The organism is Ruminococcus sp. 1001136sp1_2201st1_G3_2201SCRN_220225 (genome assembly GCF_040924365.1).
Lineage (GTDB): Bacteria > Bacillota > Clostridia > Lachnospirales > Lachnospiraceae > Blautia_A > Blautia_A faecis.
In genome coordinates, this window is the sequence record NZ_JBCOME010000082.1 from 1 (window position 1) to 14,213 (window position 14,213).

The window sequence follows — 14,213 nt, forward strand, 5'->3', positions numbered from 1 at the left end:
TCGGAAAGCCGTGTGAGGGAGAACCTCATGCACGGTTTGATGAGGGGCGGATGAAAATTTCATCCGCCTACTCTACCTCCAGCATGGTTTTTAATCTGGCTTTTACGGAATCCTCTTTTAAATGAAGCAGATCCCCAAGACGAAGGGTTTTCTTACGGTACTTGTCACTGTAGGCGTAGGCGATTCCACGGCGGGTAGAGCCAAAGGCGCTGCCGGTTTTTGCCAGCCGGTTTTCTTCTAACTCATCCTGTACCTTGTGCCATGGCATGGAGATCGTGGCACGCTTTGAAAGCTTCAGATGATCCGGTGTAACCCGGATTCCTTTTTTCTCTATTTCATGGATTTCCCGGGAAAGATGTTCCAGATCGACTACCATTCCGTCCCCGAGGACACATACCACACCTGGATGTAAGATACCAGATGGGAGAAGATTTAAGACAAATTTACCCTGGTCGGTGACCACTGTGTGACCTGCGTTGTTGCCGCCCTGGTAGCGGACTACCACATCTGCCTGCTCCGCTAAAAGATCGATCACACGGCCTTTTCCTTCATCGCCCCAGTTTATACCGGTTACTGCTGTAAGCATTTGTTCCTCCTTTGAAAACACGTTCCTGTTTCCCTTTTTTATTCGGGTACATAATACGCTTGACGTAGGAATAAGTAAAAACTATAATTGATATAATTGGAATAAATATATGATATGCCAAAAGAAAAGGAAAAATATTATGGACGTAAATTTCGAGTATTACAAGATCTTTTATTATGTGGCAAAATACCACAACTTTACCAAGGCCGCCCAGGCGTTAAACAACAGCCAGCCTAACATCACCCGGGCCATGAACTGTCTGGAACAGCAGCTGAATACCACTTTATTTATCCGTACTAACCGCGGTGTACAGCTTACCCCGGAAGGAGAGCGGCTTTATACCCATGTGCTTGGTGCAATGGAGCAGTTTCAGGCTGCAGAAGAGGAGCTGGCGGACAGCTCCGGGCTTTCCCACGGAAGTATAGCAATTGGCGCCAGCGAAACTGCCTTGAATATTTTCCTGCTTGATAAATTAAAAAATTTCCATATGACTTATCCGGGAATCCGGCTGAAGCTTTATAACCATTCCACCCCGGAAGCCATTGAATCCGTAAAAAGCGGAAAGATCGATTTTGCAGTAGTTTCCACTCCGGCAGAGGTGGATTCCCCATTGAAACAGATCATGCTCATGCCCTTCCAGGAGATTCTGGTTGGTGGTACCACTTTTACAGCGCTTGGAAGCCAGGAGCTTTCCCTTCGGGAGGTAAAGAACTATCCGCTGATTTCTCTTGGACGGGAAACTATGACCTATAAATTTTACAACAGTGTATTTTTATCCCATGGCCTGGATCTTTCCCCGGATACGGAAGCTGCCACTGCGGACCAGATCCTGCCGCTTGTAAAATGCGAGCTTGGCCTTGCCTTTTTGCCCCAGCCAATGGCAGCGCCCTCCCTTCTGAAAAAAGAAATCGTACAGATCCCACTAAAAGACGAAATCCCGGAGCGTCAGATCTGTCTGGTGTATGACAGCCAGCATCCTATGGGCGCTGCGGCAAGGGAATTAAAAAACACAATTGTAGCTGGGCGGGTTTAAAACCAGCGTATGGAGAAAATTTTAGTGAGTTGTAAAAAACTTGGAGGAGGTATTCTATGGATTACATCAAAGAAGCAAAAAAACTTGGGTTTTCAAATGCGGCAATCATGGATACACAAAAACTTGTGTTCAAACCGGAATACCGAAAGTTTTGTGAAGAAAATCAGTGTGGATGTTACAACGTGAATCCCGCCTGTCCACCTGAATGCGGAACAGTAGAATCTATGAAACAAAGGGTATTCGCCTATGAAAAAGCGCTTATTCTCCAGACGATACAAAACAAGGATATGGACTACAAAATGGCGAAGCTTGCGCACAATAAACTCACCGAACAGCTGGCCTCTAAAATAATGGAATCTGGAAATACCGACCTGCTGATCATGTCCGCTGGTCCTTACAGGCACCATTCCTGCATGTCCGCCTACTGTGTTGATGCCCAGGAAATGGCAGATGCGGTGGGAATGATCTGCTGGGGGACCGATGATAAGATACGGTATTTTTCACAAATTTTATTTCATGGAAACTTGTAATGGAAAACACATACAACGGTCAATGATATGGCAGACATAAAAATATGATATGAAAGAGAAACCTTTCATCCTATTGCGGTATGACTATAACAATGCTATAATCCCTCCCGAAAAGAGACAAGTACAGCTCTCATCATGATCCAAACAGAAAAAGAGGCGTTTTAGTATGAAAACAGTTTTACCAAGAGAACAGGCTGTAGAAGATATTTTTTCCAAAATCCTGGCTTCCCCGGAGGCATCAAGAAGACTTCGTGAAGTGTTTTACCAGTATCTGGATGATGAACATATGCTGGTGGATGAGGATCCGGACCACTTTTTGCAGGTACTCTTTCACGCTTACCAGAACGGGGATGTAAGTGCCCTTCTTCTGGAATTGTGCGGAAAAAGTATGTTTGATCTGCTCCGCGAAGCCTATCTGATCCCAAGAAAATTCCATGGAAAGGCAGGAGAGAATCCGGTCCTTCTTACCAATGTGGAAGGGAAGCTTCTTAAAGATGTTGGAAAGATGGTTTCCGCCCATGACTATGGAAAATTTAAGGAAACCTTTGACCGGCATGAATGCGTACCAAGATCCAGACTTTATCTGGCAGATGGATATGACATTGTACGCTCTTACACGGATGGATTGGAAATTAAAGAGGAAAAAGAAGAGTGCCAGCGTGGGATTTTAATCCTCTATGCACTTCCGGATACCTGTAAGCTGGGGCTTACAGAAGCGCAGGCTTATGCGGTTGTATGGAAGACTTTCCAGGAGATCCAGCAGGCAGCACCCCGTGCAGTGGTCTTTTACGGACAGGAGACCGGTGTAAAAAAGGAAAATCCTGAGAAACCCTTTGATGAACTTGGCGTTCTGCTTCCCATCCATGAGTTTGAAAAGAAAATGCTCCAGCATATGGAGGAAATTGACGGGATCGTCCTTGCCTGCAGGGAGCGGATGATGGAACTAGCTGGAAATGACAGCCTGAAATTATAAAGGGACTTTTCGGAAGGAAGTGGGCTTATGCAGCCAGAAATGATCAGAAAAAATCACATGGACGTGGAGTGGCATGAATACACCGATGAAAATGGCCAAAATACTCCCGTTATAAATGCAAGCATCACCGAAAAGGCTTCCATTATCGGACGTGTGGGGATCATGTTTTTATCCTGTGGGACTGGAGCCTGGAGGGTCCGAAGCTCCATGAATGCCCTGGCCGAAGCAATGGGAATTACCTGTACCGCAGATATCGGACTGATGTCCATTGAGTACACCTGTTTTGATGGGGAAAATGGCTTTACCCAGTCTTTATGCCTTACCAATACAGGGGTGAATACGTCAAAGCTGAACCGGCTGGAGCATTTTATCCGCAATTTTGAAACAGAGGGAAAAAACATGTCCGGGGAAGAGCTTCACAGCTATCTGGATGAAATTGAAAGGATCCATGGCCTTTATTCCCCGGCTGCTCTGGGACTGGCTGCCGCCATTGCATGCTGTGGATTTACCTTTCTTTTAGGCGGAGGACCAGTAGAGATGTTTTGTGCTTTTATTGGAGCAGGACTTGGAAATTTCCTTCGCTGCAAGCTGACCAAGCATCATTTTACCCTGTTCCTTGGCATTGTTTCCTCTGTCTCCCTGGCATGCTTTGTATATGCAGGATTATTAAAATTAGGGGAAATCCTGTTTGGGATTTCCATTCAGCATGAAGCAGGATATATCTGTGCCATGCTTTTTATCATCCCTGGTTTTCCCTTTATTACCAGCGGAATCGACCTGGCAAAACTGGATATGCGTTCTGGTATGGAACGGCTTACTTATGCACTGATTATTGTTCTGGTAGCCACTATGTCTGCCTGGATCATGGCTATGCTTCTTCACTTACAGCCGGTGGATTTCATAAAGATCCATATGCCTGTTGCAATGTGGATCCTCACACGGCTTATTGCAAGCTTTTTCGGCGTGTTCGGTTTCTCCATCATGTTTAACAGTCCGGTAAGGCTTGCCTGTTCTGCAGCAGTGCTTGGGGCGGTTGCAAATACCCTGCGGCTGGAGCTTGTGGATCTTGCCGCCTTACCTCCGGCAGTGACCGCATTTATCGGAGCTCTGACAGCCGGGCTTCTGGCCTCCCTTCTGAAAAATAAGGTGGGCTACCCAAGGATTTCCGTTACCGTTCCTTCTATTGTGATCATGGTACCGGGGCTTTATTTATACCGTGGATTTTATAATCTTGGAATCATGTCCTTATCTGTGTCTGCCTCCTGGTTTGCAGCTGCACTTCTGATCATTGCAGCGCTTCCGCTTGGACTAATCTTTGCAAGGATTTTAACAGATAAGGCGTTTCGGTATTGTACCTGACAGGTGCAAAAAGCGAGTCACGGAGGGCCAACACCCCTGTTTATGCACCAATCTTAAAAAAAATTACTTTTCCAATCTACAGGGAGGATGCTATAATGGAGGAGACAAAAATAATTCTTTTCTTTTAATAGAGAAGAGTGGAATTTAGAGAAAACAAGAAGTTCTTTATATTGTAAAATGCAGGAGGGTGAAATATGGATTGGGATCTTAAAATAACAGATCTGGAAGGATCTACACCAGAGCACTCTGCTGTAATTGTAAATTTTGTTGCAGCGGTCAGGCACCAGTTAAAAAATAGTACTTGCTATGTATATTCGGATAATGTGCAATACCGTTTCAAAGATAACCAGGGCAATAACAAGATTGTGATTCCGGATGCTTCCATAAACTGCCGTACGAAATCAAGGCGTGGAAACACTTTTACAGATGCGCCACGTTTTGTTATGGAGGTTTTGTCACCATCAACAGAAAATTATGACCGGACAGAGAAAATGCAGCTGTATTGTGAGCAGGAGATTGAAGAGTATTGGATCGTTGACTGGCGTAAAAAAACAGTTGAAATCTATGAACTGGATTATGAGGGGGAGATTCCCAAATACTATCTTTTAAAAACAGTCACAGAAGAAAATAAGGATGAGTTACAACTGCTTCATTTTCCAAAGATAAAGATTACCTTTGACGAATTATTTGAAGAAATTGATTAGTGCTTGTAACCAAGACCGCAATAAATGTGATAGGTGAAATTGCGAAAAAAGGATATTTGATTATAAATAAGAATTGTAAAAGTGATTTGCAAAATAGTGAATCACTTTTTTATTTGAAAATATTTTTTTCAAAAATCCTATTGACACAGAAAAAATCAAATTGCTACATTGGAACTGCAACAGGAAATGGTTTCGAAAATGGAGGGTTTGCGATGAGAAAAGCAAAAAAATGTAACACAGGAAAGAAGAAATTCGTAGTTGTTTGGCTGGCATTGGTAGTTTTGTTCCTTGGAAGCTTTATAAGGCCAGTGGATGTCCAGGCTGCAAAAGTGAAACTGAACAAATCGGCGGTTACCATCTATCGGGGAGCTTCCACGTCGCTGAAAGTATCGGGAAGCAAAAAGAAAGTAAAATGGAGTTCTTCTAAAAAATCCGTTGCATCTGTTTCGGCTTCTGGAAAAGTAACTGGAAAAAAGGGTGGATCAGCATACATCTGTGCAAAAGTGGGAAAACGTACCCTGAAATGTAAAGTGACCGTAAAAGAGCCGAATAAATCCAAACGCCTTAATCTGGCCAAGAAAGAAGCAAAGAAAATCGTAAAAAAATATGTGGCTGCGGATCTGAATGCAAAGGAGCGGGCTTTTGTATTGTTCCGGTATCTGACCGAGCATTGTTCCTGGCAGTTAAACCAGTCTTCAGAAGCCTACCAGAAGAATTATGGAAATGAAGCTTATGCAGCTTTGGTAATGAAAAAAGCAGCCTGCTCAGGATATGCAAAAGCGTACACACTGCTTTGTGAGGCTGCGAATGTTCCGGTACGGCATGTGAATGCCGGCAGCTGGACACACCAGTGGAATGAAGTAAAGGTAAACGGTAAATGGATCAAGGTAGATGCTTACGGTGGAACTTTTGCAGATACAACCGGAATTCGAAGATCCTTAAGAACCTCAGCTGAGGATCAGGAACAGCTGGTATTTCATTTTACGATTGAAAGATGATTTCAGAATGAAAATAGAGAAGCTGGTGCAGAAATGGAATAGGTCTGTAATTGGTATTGACAAATATAGCATAATAAAATTATAATATGTATATAATATTACTATGAAAGCGAGAGGTGATCTTATGAACATTCGTCCATCAGCTGCTATTAGACAAAATTATAATGAGATTGCAGATCTTTGCCGTAAATCTTCAGAGCCTGTTTTTCTGACAAAAAATGGAGAAGGTGATCTTGTGGTGATGGATATTGAATCCTTTAACCGACGGGAGAAAATGTTGAAATTAAGAGAAGAACTGCTTGCTGTTGAAGAGGATCGTCTGGCAGGAAGAACAGGATGCAGTCTTGATGAATTGGACAGTTATCTTGATAATATAATAGAAGAGGGATGAAAATGTCAGAAAGAAGAAAATACAAAGTTATCGTATCGGACCGGGCGAAGCAAATGCTTGGAGTACATATTCGCTTTCTGGCACAGGTAGATAAGGATGCCGCAAGAAATAAGAAAAAAGAATTAATGGAAGCAATGCGTTCATTAGCGTATAGTCCAAATCGTTTTCCTTTTTTGAATGAACCTTATATTCCATGTAATAAATATCACAAAATGTTTGTGAAAAACTGGTATTTGATTTTATATCAAATTGAGGATGATACAGTTTATGTGGATTACATTTTAGACTGTAGAAAAGAGTATAATTGGCTCATCCGTTGAACCAGCAGTTGTACTTATTTGCAACTAAAATGTGACATGATTGCAACATATCTAAAAATGCAGAGATGTATCGCTGGAGGTGAGCATCCCTGCATTTTTTATGGGTACATTGTGATTCAATTGAAATAGTATGAAAGAACTATAAGGGGTATCGGTGGTTCACGGTAATTGCTTGTGTATTAACAAAAGCTTTATACAGATGAATGTAATCACTTAAAAAGGTGCAGGTTAATCAAAAAGATTGTATTTATTCGCTCTTTTCTGAGCAATTTCATATACTTCTTCGTCTGCTCGGACGCCGATTACAATAATCATCATAGACGATTCGGTACGGCGAAGCTGATATACAACACGCAAACCAGCAGAGCGGAGTTTGATTTTCAGAAGTCCGGCAAGATTAGTACTGCTGTGATTACCAAGCGGTTTTCCATAACCTTGTTCTTCAACAGGCAGTGGATTTTGCTGAACTTTTTTGATGGCCTTCAGAACAAGAATACGCTGACTTCCATTTAGGTCTTTTAAGTCTTTTTCTGCTTCAGGAAGGTATTCTAGTTTCCAATTCATTCAATGTCTACCTCGTCAAAACCGGTAAGATTGTCTTCTGTAATACCAAGACGGCGGTTCATTTCTTCCTCAGAAATTAAAGTGGCAGGATTAAAGTGTGCCATACGTTCAGAAGCAACGGCAAGAAGACGAGCATCATTTACCTCATCCATTAGACGGACGTATTCTTCAGGGGAAATGAGAACACATTCTGCAACGTTGTTTTTCATTACGACTTTAGCACCACTCTGCTTCACATCTTCAAAAATTTTTCCAGCAAGGCCACGGTTAAATTGGCTGATCGGAACCGTATTTTTAATTGCACTCATAACAGATGCCATAATCGTCAACTCCTTTCTTTACTTGTATTATAGCAGATACCTGCAAAATATCAACTAATTAATCAATATATTTACTGATAAATATACGCGAAATGGAATCCTTTAGGTATTGCCTTTCGGGTGATGGTGATTTTATCTCCTAATGATTGAAATATCTTCTAAAAAATAGTGAAATTTAGGAGATAAATAATTACCTGGGAGATTGGTTATAAGAATTTACTGGAATAAAAAATTTATTAGGCTTGAACTTTTGAAGATTTTTGCAGCCAATATTAGCAAGTGTATTTATTTGCAACTAAAATGCGACACGATTGCAACATCCATAATATTGACTTCAGATTCTCTTTATAATAGAATGGTACTCGTAAAAAGAAGGCACGAAAAAGCAGTTTGTTTATGCAGGCTGCTTTTTTTGTGCCTTCTTGTCGTATAAATAATAGGAGGGCAACACATGGCGAACACAAAAAAAGCAATTGAAGAAGTAACGGAAAAAGAAATTCCACGCGCAGCCTATGAAGGTGTCTTAACAATCGACGTTGACGCACAGGTGGAGAGCGCACAGGAGCAGGAGGATACCAGATGGCACCAGCTACTTAATGCACACCGTACCAGAAAGGTACTCACAGGCCAGCTTGGTGGTATTGAGAAGCTGGAAAGCGGCTGGATGGTTGCAGTAACTTATTACAACGGTTTTCGTATTATCATCCCGATGAATGAAATGATGATTAACTTAAGCGGAGACGGCCGGGAGAACGCAGACACCTTAAACCGCCAGGTTCGTATTGCCAACAACATGCTTGGCTGTGACATTGATTTCATTATCAAGGATCTGGATACCAAAAGCCGGAGTGTGGTAGCCTCACGAAAGGATGCCATGCTGAAAAAGCGTCAGACTTTCTACATTGGAGAAGAAGGGGAGAAGCCGCTCCTGTATCCCGGAAGAATCGCAGAAGCCAGGGTGATCGCAGTAGCACCAAAAGCAGTACGCCTGGAGGTGTTTGGTGTGGAAGTATCCGTCCGGGCGCGTGATATGGCCTGGGAGTGGATGCTGGATGCCAGTGAAAAATTCCAGGTTGGTGACCTTGTCCAGGTTATGGTTAATAAAGTAGATGGTCAGGAACCAGAACAGATTAGCGTGGAAGTGGATGCCAAAACCCCGACGGCCAATCTCAATAAAGATAATCTTCGGAAATGCCACCGTCAGGGCAAGTACACAGGTGTGATCACAGAAGTTTATAAAGGCACGTATTTTATGAGGCTTGATATCGGGGTGAATGCCGTGGCATATTCGTGCAACATGCCAACCCTTCCGGGAAAGGGAGATAAAATCGGAATTGTAGTGACCAGAATTAACGATAATTACGAAGTCGCAGAAGGGATTATCACAAGGCTGATTAAAAGATATAAATAAAAATTAAAACTAACGAAAATCCTATTGACACAGAAAATGCGATTTTTTTAAAATCGGGACAAACAGGAAAGGAGACGAATGAAATGGCAAAAATGAAGAAAAAACAGCAGAATGAAAAACTGTATTGTCCCTACTGTGGCGGGCTGGCGGTGCTGCGTCCAGCAGAGTATGTTTATGGTGAGCGTAATTTAAATCCTGATAACTATTTGTATGTTTGCAGTGGTTACCCATCCTGTGATTCTTATATTGGAGTCCATAAAAAGAGTATGCGGCCTATGGGAACTCTGGCAAATGGGGATCTTCGCCATAAACGGATTGAAGCACACCGGGCGTTAAATAAGGTGGTACAGGCTGGCATCATGACCAAACATGGTGCTTATATCTGGCTGCAGAACCGCCTGTGCCTGCGGGAAAAGGACATGCACATTGGAATGTTCTCCGAGTACCGGTGTGAGGAAACTATTCGGGAGTGTAATACACTTATGGAACAATATGCAAAAACGAACCGAAGTTCTTCCTGCGAGAAGAAAATAATGGCAGCATGAGAAATGGAAAAAATATCCTGCGTATGCAGGCGGATGAGGAAGATGTCTACCACCTGATGGATCTAAGGGAACGGTATTTTGTACTGATCGGAGCAGGCTCCCTTATAGAGGGAATCGCGGCTTATTTTCTGTTTTTCCAGATCCGATGCTGGGATCTCATATATCTGTGTGCGGCACTTTTCCTTGGGATTTTTCTTCTTCTAAGGCAGTCAAACAAAATCAGTAAAAGAATCATGGAAGCGGAAGTCTGTTACATGGAGCTGGATGAATTCAGTCTGGCAGTCTGCCAGCCGGAAAAAAACGGGCATTATGAGTGCTGCCGGATCTTTTATGAGGAGATTGATAGAATCGTAGAAGGCAGTCGCAGAGGAATCCCGGAATTTTACATTGTGTTGGACGAAAACGAAAACCGGGAGAGCTTTTTCCTTCTGGATGAGGAAGAGCAGGACCGGACGATCTTCCTTGTCCGCTCGTTTGGATTTAATCATCAGAGGTTTACGGAGTTTTATAGGAAGCTCCGCTGGAATGTTCCCGGAAAAACCAGAATCATTGGAACGAAGAACCAGGAGGTATGGAACCTTCGAAAACCAAATATCGAAGTCTGCATTGTGGCAGGAATGATTGCCTGTTATGTGATTCCGAAACTCCTGGAAGTTATGAAGCTACACTAGGAGGAACTGGATTATGAAATGGTACACAGCCATTGGATGCAAAATGGAAGATGATGAGGGCAGGCTTCTGGTAAAGATTGGCGGTCAGGAAAAGGTGCTCACAGAGATGGAAGCTATGCTGTGGGCGGCCCTTACCTGGAGCCTCTGTGCGGAAAATAAAATTTATTCCCAGATGTACCGTGTCTTATGTATTACATTTGGGGAAGCACATGCAACTGAGTGGGCGGATGAAGAGGATTTTTTGTTTTGCTTAAGGCGCCTGAAAAAACGTGGTCTGGTAGCGGAGTGTGATGGCGAGAGTAAGGAGGAAGCTTTGTGGCTCCTTCTTAGTAAATCTGTGGTAGTACCTGTCACGGATTCGTTTTCAGAGCGGTTAGGCGCATTTGCAGACGATCTGGCACTTGGAAAAGGACTGAAAATCGCATTGCGGGCTTTTAAAAGGCCCGTGTTTACCTATGAAGAGCGAATGGTTCTACAGCAGCTTGCAGGTGGTGGCTATATTCCTTATCATCTGGCAGAGTTAACCAGACAGGCGGGTGCCGTTCCCCTGTCTGTGGAAGAACGAAAGATCGTTCAGAAACAGGTCTTGCAGGAATTCATGCAGATCCTGGTTTCCCTATTTAAGAAGAAACAGTTTGTAATCAGCTGCATCCAAGAAGGAGGTCTCCTTGAAGAAAAAGAAGAAATGGAAAACATGGCTGTCTGAGCAGTACCTAAAATACAGAGAACATTATACCGGGATACCGGGCTTTTTTAAAAAGAGAATTGTGAATACCTTACTGTTATCGTTTCTCTTATTGTATGGAGGCTGTGCCCTTGGTCTGGCGCAAAAATCAGCTGGATTTGTGGGATGGACAGTTTTTTTGGCAGTCTGTGGAATTGGGTATGCGGGGTATATTTATTACCTGGCAGTTACAAAATCCTATGAGGTGGTGGAAGGAACTGTGACAGAGATCCATGCGGAACTTCTTTTTGATGGTTTTAAGAGGGTTCTGGTGCAAGGGGATGATGGGATTACCACAGAGCTTTTGTTAAATAAAGAGACAGTTGTCATGTATGGAAAAGCCTACCGCTTTTATTTTAACCAGAATGCACATGCATTCTCAGGAATTCGAAGGTTGGATGCAGCTTTTGATTTTGGAAATTTTTTTGGAGTGGAGGAAGTAAAAGAGTAATCCGGGGCAGGGAGTACCAGGCATGGTTCGAGTCCATGCCGCCCTGTTTCCATGTAAACGCATGGAAAATATGTATAAAGGAGAGCTATGCAATATGGCGGAAACAAAATGTGGAACCGTGAAATGGTTCAGCGCAAAAAAAGGTTACGGATTTGTAACCGGGGAGGATGGCGAGGATTACTTCGCACATTTCTCCCAGATCAAGATGGAAGGCTTTAAAATGCTTTCCGGCAAGCAGCCTGTACAGTTTGAAGTTGGAACGGACGAAAATGGAAGGGCACTTGCAATGAATATCCTTCCCCTTTCGGTAGAGGAAGAGGCATAAAAGAAAACAAATTTTGAAACACAAAATATATAAAAAATGTGTTTGACAGCCACAACATGTTGTGGTAACCTTTAAATGAAATCATATTTTATCAGTCATCTATGGCTGATCTTATATTTTAGATCCGGACATTCCGGATGAATCTCTTTTGGGCGGTTCGCCCTAAACTCAGCAAATAAGTTAGAACATTGGAAGATACGAAAAGATAGGAATTCTTTTGGTGTCTTTTTTTGTTGCAAAATGAAGAAAAGGAGGAAGCAGAATGAGAAAAATCAAAGAGACCGTACTGGTCAAAATGGAAAAAAGGAATGCCAGATAACAGAAAAAGAAAGAAGAGGAGAACATTTTATGCAGGAAGTAAATTGGGATGCTGTAAATTTGTTAGAACTGGGAATGCTGCTTGATATGGCAAAAGATGGATATGAATTCCAGATTGCGGATGGAAGAATTAAGTCCATTGAAGTAAAGCTCCTGTCCTGAATGCAAAAGGAGGGGCTATGTACTATAAGGATGATTTTAATGTAACGTTTGAAGAGGAATCCGCTTTTTACAAGTATCTGGATGATGTGGAAAAACGGGCCGAATGGTTCCGGGCACAAAGCAAGGATCTGACAGTGGAAGCGGTTACGAAGGACAGTACCTGCACCCCGATTGGGAATATCAATCTGGAATATTTAAAAGAGGATACCATAAATAATTCCGGGCTGCTGATTAAAACCCCAGACCGCAGCTGTTTTCTTGGCATATCTGCCATCAAAAGCTTAAAAGGCAGGGCCAGGATAGACGGAAAGGCGCTTGCAGAATTAGACAAAGAAACACTTGCCTATATCCTGAACAAATGTCTGAAGGTCTCCAGGGGAAAATCCCTGCTCCGCTTTTGTGAAGGCAAGGTGCGGGCAGTCCTGTCTGGCGACGAAAAAGACTATTCTATCTTGTCCATGCCAGAGGTCTATGAAATTGCAGGGGCTTATATCTACAGCGATTTTGAATACGCGTCTTTTAAATCCGGATGTGCGGACCATAATCTGGTAAATGCGACCTGGGAGCTAAGAGACCGGCGACTGACCGAAGCCTACAAGGAACTGCTGGAACGCTATGGGAAGACTTTTAACGGAGAGCTGTATGCTTCGGTCCGGATCACCACCTCCGATGTGGGAAGTTCAGGAGCCAATATCTTCTATACGGTGTCCGTTCAGAACCAATATATTGTATTGGGAGAAAACTTGAAAGTGCGTCACAAAAACTGCAAGGGTACCGAAGACTTCAACCAGAACATGGCTTCTATTTTTGAATACTATAAGGAAGCTCTGCAGGAGGTCCTGCGGCTTAGTGAAATCTGGGTGAACCATCCTGCCAATGCCATGATCGGCGTTATGAAGCAGGCTGGTTTTTCAAAAAAGCTGATTGCAGAAACGGTAGAGCGTTTTCGGGCGGCAGCAGGGGATGTCCCCTGTAGTGCCTACGAAATCTATTGCGGGATCTGTGATGTGATTTCCATTGCAAGGCAGCAGGAAACGAATGCGAGAGGACTACTTCTTTTGGAGGAAAAAGTGGCAGCCTGTGTAAGCAAACGTTGGCATGAGCTTGATATGCCAGGTGAAATTAAATATTAAATAATGACAAAGGCAGGAACCCCTGTCTTTTTGTATGAAGGAGGAACATATGCAGTATCCGGACTGGGTTATGGAAGCAAAAAAATCCAGGGAATTACTTTCGTGGATACAGGATCCGGTACACAGTATTAAAAAGTTTCATAGCCAGCTATTCATAAAGTGCCAGGAAGAAAACTGCATGTTATTTTATGCAGCTTCTCCTTGGAGGGATTGTTTACAGCTTCGGAAACCAAAGCTTTGCAGCATACTTTATCTGCCGGATTATTCTTTGTATGAGGCAGATTCTGTATTCTATCAGGCGGTCGGGATACCTGCCGATTTTCTTTTTCCGACGAAAGAAAGTCTGAAGAAAGAGGTGGAAATGAAGGTTACCCATTTGGTGAAAAACATGATGGATACAAACTGGGATCAGCTTTTGCTTAAGTACCAGCACCAGAGGAGTAGCCTTGTTCCAAATATAAACCGGATACAGGTAGAGGAAACTTCCAAGAGATTCCTGGAGGCTGGAATAAAGCCTGAGGAGCTGTTTTACAGTCCAAGCTTTACCTTTGAAAAAGCGCAGATGGAATATACGGATGTGATGTTTCTTTACACCTTGAACCATGCGAAGAAGGCTGTAAAAATGATCGCAGATAAGTGGCTTTCGGAATCTTTTTGGGAGATTTCGCAAAAAAGAATCTACATTGGCTGTGTGC

At 42.9% G+C, this 14,213-nt stretch carries 19 protein-coding genes and 1 pseudogene; 17 read left to right on the plus strand and 3 right to left on the minus strand.

Going from position 1 to position 14,213, the window contains the following annotated elements:
• Nucleotides 1–76: 76 nt before the first annotated feature.
• A pseudogene (locus tag AB5642_RS18410) lies at nt 77–586 on the minus strand (adenylosuccinate synthetase); the annotation flags it as partial.
• A 139-nt stretch (nt 587–725) separates the two neighbouring features.
• On the opposite strand from AB5642_RS18410, the gene AB5642_RS18415 reads away from it, so the two are divergent.
• The 8 genes from AB5642_RS18415 to AB5642_RS18450 all read left to right on the plus strand — a co-directional run bounded on the left by AB5642_RS18415 (nt 726) and on the right by AB5642_RS18450 (nt 6,894).
• Nucleotides 726–1,619, plus strand: a complete 894-nt coding sequence (locus tag AB5642_RS18415) for a LysR family transcriptional regulator (protein ID WP_118580549.1) — start codon at nt 726–728, stop codon at nt 1,617–1,619.
• A gap of 56 nt (nt 1,620–1,675) precedes the next feature.
• Nucleotides 1,676–2,149 carry a DUF2284 domain-containing protein gene (locus AB5642_RS18420; RefSeq protein WP_117849756.1) on the plus strand — a complete coding sequence of 158 codons (474 nt, stop codon included), beginning with the start codon at nt 1,676–1,678 and terminating at the stop codon, nt 2,147–2,149.
• 166 nt (nt 2,150–2,315) lie between these two features.
• A complete protein-coding gene (locus AB5642_RS18425) occupies nt 2,316–3,122 on the plus strand; it encodes a DUF4866 domain-containing protein (RefSeq protein WP_173718697.1) in 807 nt (268 codons plus the stop codon).
• Nucleotides 3,123–3,149: 27 nt separating this feature from the next.
• Nucleotides 3,150–4,481: a threonine/serine exporter ThrE family protein gene (locus tag AB5642_RS18430; RefSeq protein ID WP_118580555.1), complete on the plus strand. Its 1,332-nt coding sequence runs from the start codon at nt 3,150–3,152 to the stop codon at nt 4,479–4,481.
• 194 nt (nt 4,482–4,675) lie between these two features.
• The gene (locus tag AB5642_RS18435; RefSeq protein WP_118580558.1) at nt 4,676–5,185 is read left to right on the plus strand and encodes a Uma2 family endonuclease; all 510 of its coding nucleotides are present in this window, start codon (nt 4,676–4,678) and stop codon (nt 5,183–5,185) included.
• 212 nt (nt 5,186–5,397) lie between these two features.
• Entirely contained in the window at nt 5,398–6,183 is a 786-nt protein-coding gene (locus AB5642_RS18440) for a transglutaminase-like domain-containing protein (protein ID WP_173718698.1), read from the plus strand.
• 124 nt (nt 6,184–6,307) lie between these two features.
• Complete coding sequence (locus AB5642_RS18445) at nt 6,308–6,574, plus strand: type II toxin-antitoxin system prevent-host-death family antitoxin (protein WP_173718699.1); 267 nt, start codon at nt 6,308–6,310, stop codon at nt 6,572–6,574.
• Between the two features lie 2 nt (nt 6,575–6,576).
• On the plus strand, nt 6,577–6,894 hold the full coding sequence (locus AB5642_RS18450; protein ID WP_118580564.1) for a type II toxin-antitoxin system RelE/ParE family toxin: 318 nt from the start codon (nt 6,577–6,579) through the stop codon (nt 6,892–6,894).
• 228 nt (nt 6,895–7,122) lie between these two features.
• Here AB5642_RS18450 and AB5642_RS18455 read toward each other — a convergent pair whose 3' ends face one another.
• Both AB5642_RS18455 and AB5642_RS18460 read right to left on the minus strand, forming a co-directional pair.
• The gene (locus tag AB5642_RS18455; RefSeq protein WP_173718700.1) at nt 7,123–7,458 is read right to left on the minus strand and encodes a type II toxin-antitoxin system RelE/ParE family toxin; all 336 of its coding nucleotides are present in this window, start codon (nt 7,456–7,458) and stop codon (nt 7,123–7,125) included.
• Complete coding sequence (locus AB5642_RS18460; protein ID WP_173718701.1) at nt 7,455–7,778, minus strand: type II toxin-antitoxin system Phd/YefM family antitoxin; 324 nt, start codon at nt 7,776–7,778, stop codon at nt 7,455–7,457. The genes AB5642_RS18455 and AB5642_RS18460 overlap by 4 nt, the downstream gene beginning before the upstream one ends.
• Nucleotides 7,779–8,229: 451 nt before the next feature.
• Between AB5642_RS18460 and AB5642_RS18465 the strand changes: the two genes are divergently transcribed.
• The 9 genes from AB5642_RS18465 to AB5642_RS18505 form a co-directional block, all read left to right on the plus strand.
• Nucleotides 8,230–9,189 (plus strand): S1 RNA-binding domain-containing protein, encoded by a 960-nt coding sequence (locus tag AB5642_RS18465; RefSeq protein ID WP_173718702.1) that lies wholly within the window; start codon nt 8,230–8,232, stop codon nt 9,187–9,189.
• Between the two features lie 83 nt (nt 9,190–9,272).
• Entirely contained in the window at nt 9,273–9,734 is a 462-nt protein-coding gene (locus AB5642_RS18470) for a zinc-finger-containing protein (protein ID WP_173718703.1), read from the plus strand.
• The gene (locus AB5642_RS18475; RefSeq protein ID WP_227198969.1) at nt 9,731–10,405 is read left to right on the plus strand and encodes a hypothetical protein; all 675 of its coding nucleotides are present in this window, start codon (nt 9,731–9,733) and stop codon (nt 10,403–10,405) included. Before AB5642_RS18470 ends, AB5642_RS18475 begins: the two co-directional genes overlap by 4 nt.
• Nucleotides 10,406–10,418: 13 nt before the next feature.
• Nucleotides 10,419–11,111: a hypothetical protein gene (locus AB5642_RS18480; protein WP_173718704.1), complete on the plus strand. Its 693-nt coding sequence runs from the start codon at nt 10,419–10,421 to the stop codon at nt 11,109–11,111.
• The gene (locus AB5642_RS18485; protein ID WP_173718705.1) at nt 11,074–11,580 is read left to right on the plus strand and encodes a hypothetical protein; all 507 of its coding nucleotides are present in this window, start codon (nt 11,074–11,076) and stop codon (nt 11,578–11,580) included. The genes AB5642_RS18480 and AB5642_RS18485 overlap by 38 nt, the downstream gene beginning before the upstream one ends.
• 94 nt (nt 11,581–11,674) lie before the next feature.
• Nucleotides 11,675–11,905 carry a cold-shock protein gene (locus AB5642_RS18490; RefSeq protein WP_173718706.1) on the plus strand — a complete coding sequence of 77 codons (231 nt, stop codon included), beginning with the start codon at nt 11,675–11,677 and terminating at the stop codon, nt 11,903–11,905.
• A gap of 348 nt (nt 11,906–12,253) precedes the next feature.
• Complete coding sequence (locus AB5642_RS18495; RefSeq protein WP_255610563.1) at nt 12,254–12,385, plus strand: hypothetical protein; 132 nt, start codon at nt 12,254–12,256, stop codon at nt 12,383–12,385.
• A 17-nt stretch (nt 12,386–12,402) separates the two neighbouring features.
• Nucleotides 12,403–13,518, plus strand: coding sequence for a hypothetical protein (locus AB5642_RS18500; RefSeq protein WP_118580588.1), 1,116 nt, complete (start codon nt 12,403–12,405; stop codon nt 13,516–13,518).
• Between the two features lie 178 nt (nt 13,519–13,696).
• Nucleotides 13,697–14,213, plus strand: a 517-nt coding sequence (locus tag AB5642_RS18505; protein WP_368371824.1) for a hypothetical protein, incomplete at its 3' end; no start/stop codon positions are given.

Excerpts from the sequence above, each read along its gene's own strand:
- AB5642_RS18415 (WP_118580549.1), top strand. The coding sequence starts at position 726 with ATGGACGTAAATTTCGAGTATTACAAGATCTTTTATTATGTGGCAAAA.
- AB5642_RS18420 (WP_117849756.1), top strand. The coding sequence starts at position 1,676 with ATGGATTACATCAAAGAAGCAAAAAAACTTGGGTTTTCAAATGCGGCA.
- AB5642_RS18425 (WP_173718697.1), top strand. The coding sequence starts at position 2,316 with ATGAAAACAGTTTTACCAAGAGAACAGGCTGTAGAAGATATTTTTTCC.
- AB5642_RS18430 (WP_118580555.1), top strand. The coding sequence starts at position 3,150 with ATGCAGCCAGAAATGATCAGAAAAAATCACATGGACGTGGAGTGGCAT.
- AB5642_RS18435 (WP_118580558.1), top strand. The coding sequence starts at position 4,676 with ATGGATTGGGATCTTAAAATAACAGATCTGGAAGGATCTACACCAGAG.
- AB5642_RS18440 (WP_173718698.1), top strand. The coding sequence starts at position 5,398 with ATGAGAAAAGCAAAAAAATGTAACACAGGAAAGAAGAAATTCGTAGTT.
- AB5642_RS18445 (WP_173718699.1), top strand. The coding sequence starts at position 6,308 with ATGAACATTCGTCCATCAGCTGCTATTAGACAAAATTATAATGAGATT.
- AB5642_RS18450 (WP_118580564.1), top strand. The coding sequence starts at position 6,577 with ATGTCAGAAAGAAGAAAATACAAAGTTATCGTATCGGACCGGGCGAAG.
- AB5642_RS18455 (WP_173718700.1), bottom strand. The coding sequence starts at position 7,458 with ATGAATTGGAAACTAGAATACCTTCCTGAAGCAGAAAAAGACTTAAAA.
- AB5642_RS18460 (WP_173718701.1), bottom strand. The coding sequence starts at position 7,778 with ATGGCATCTGTTATGAGTGCAATTAAAAATACGGTTCCGATCAGCCAA.
- AB5642_RS18465 (WP_173718702.1), top strand. The coding sequence starts at position 8,230 with ATGGCGAACACAAAAAAAGCAATTGAAGAAGTAACGGAAAAAGAAATT.
- AB5642_RS18470 (WP_173718703.1), top strand. The coding sequence starts at position 9,273 with ATGGCAAAAATGAAGAAAAAACAGCAGAATGAAAAACTGTATTGTCCC.
- AB5642_RS18475 (WP_227198969.1), top strand. The coding sequence starts at position 9,731 with ATGAGAAATGGAAAAAATATCCTGCGTATGCAGGCGGATGAGGAAGAT.
- AB5642_RS18480 (WP_173718704.1), top strand. The coding sequence starts at position 10,419 with ATGAAATGGTACACAGCCATTGGATGCAAAATGGAAGATGATGAGGGC.
- AB5642_RS18490 (WP_173718706.1), top strand. The coding sequence starts at position 11,675 with ATGGCGGAAACAAAATGTGGAACCGTGAAATGGTTCAGCGCAAAAAAA.
- AB5642_RS18495 (WP_255610563.1), top strand. The coding sequence starts at position 12,254 with ATGCAGGAAGTAAATTGGGATGCTGTAAATTTGTTAGAACTGGGAATG.
- AB5642_RS18500 (WP_118580588.1), top strand. The coding sequence starts at position 12,403 with ATGTACTATAAGGATGATTTTAATGTAACGTTTGAAGAGGAATCCGCT.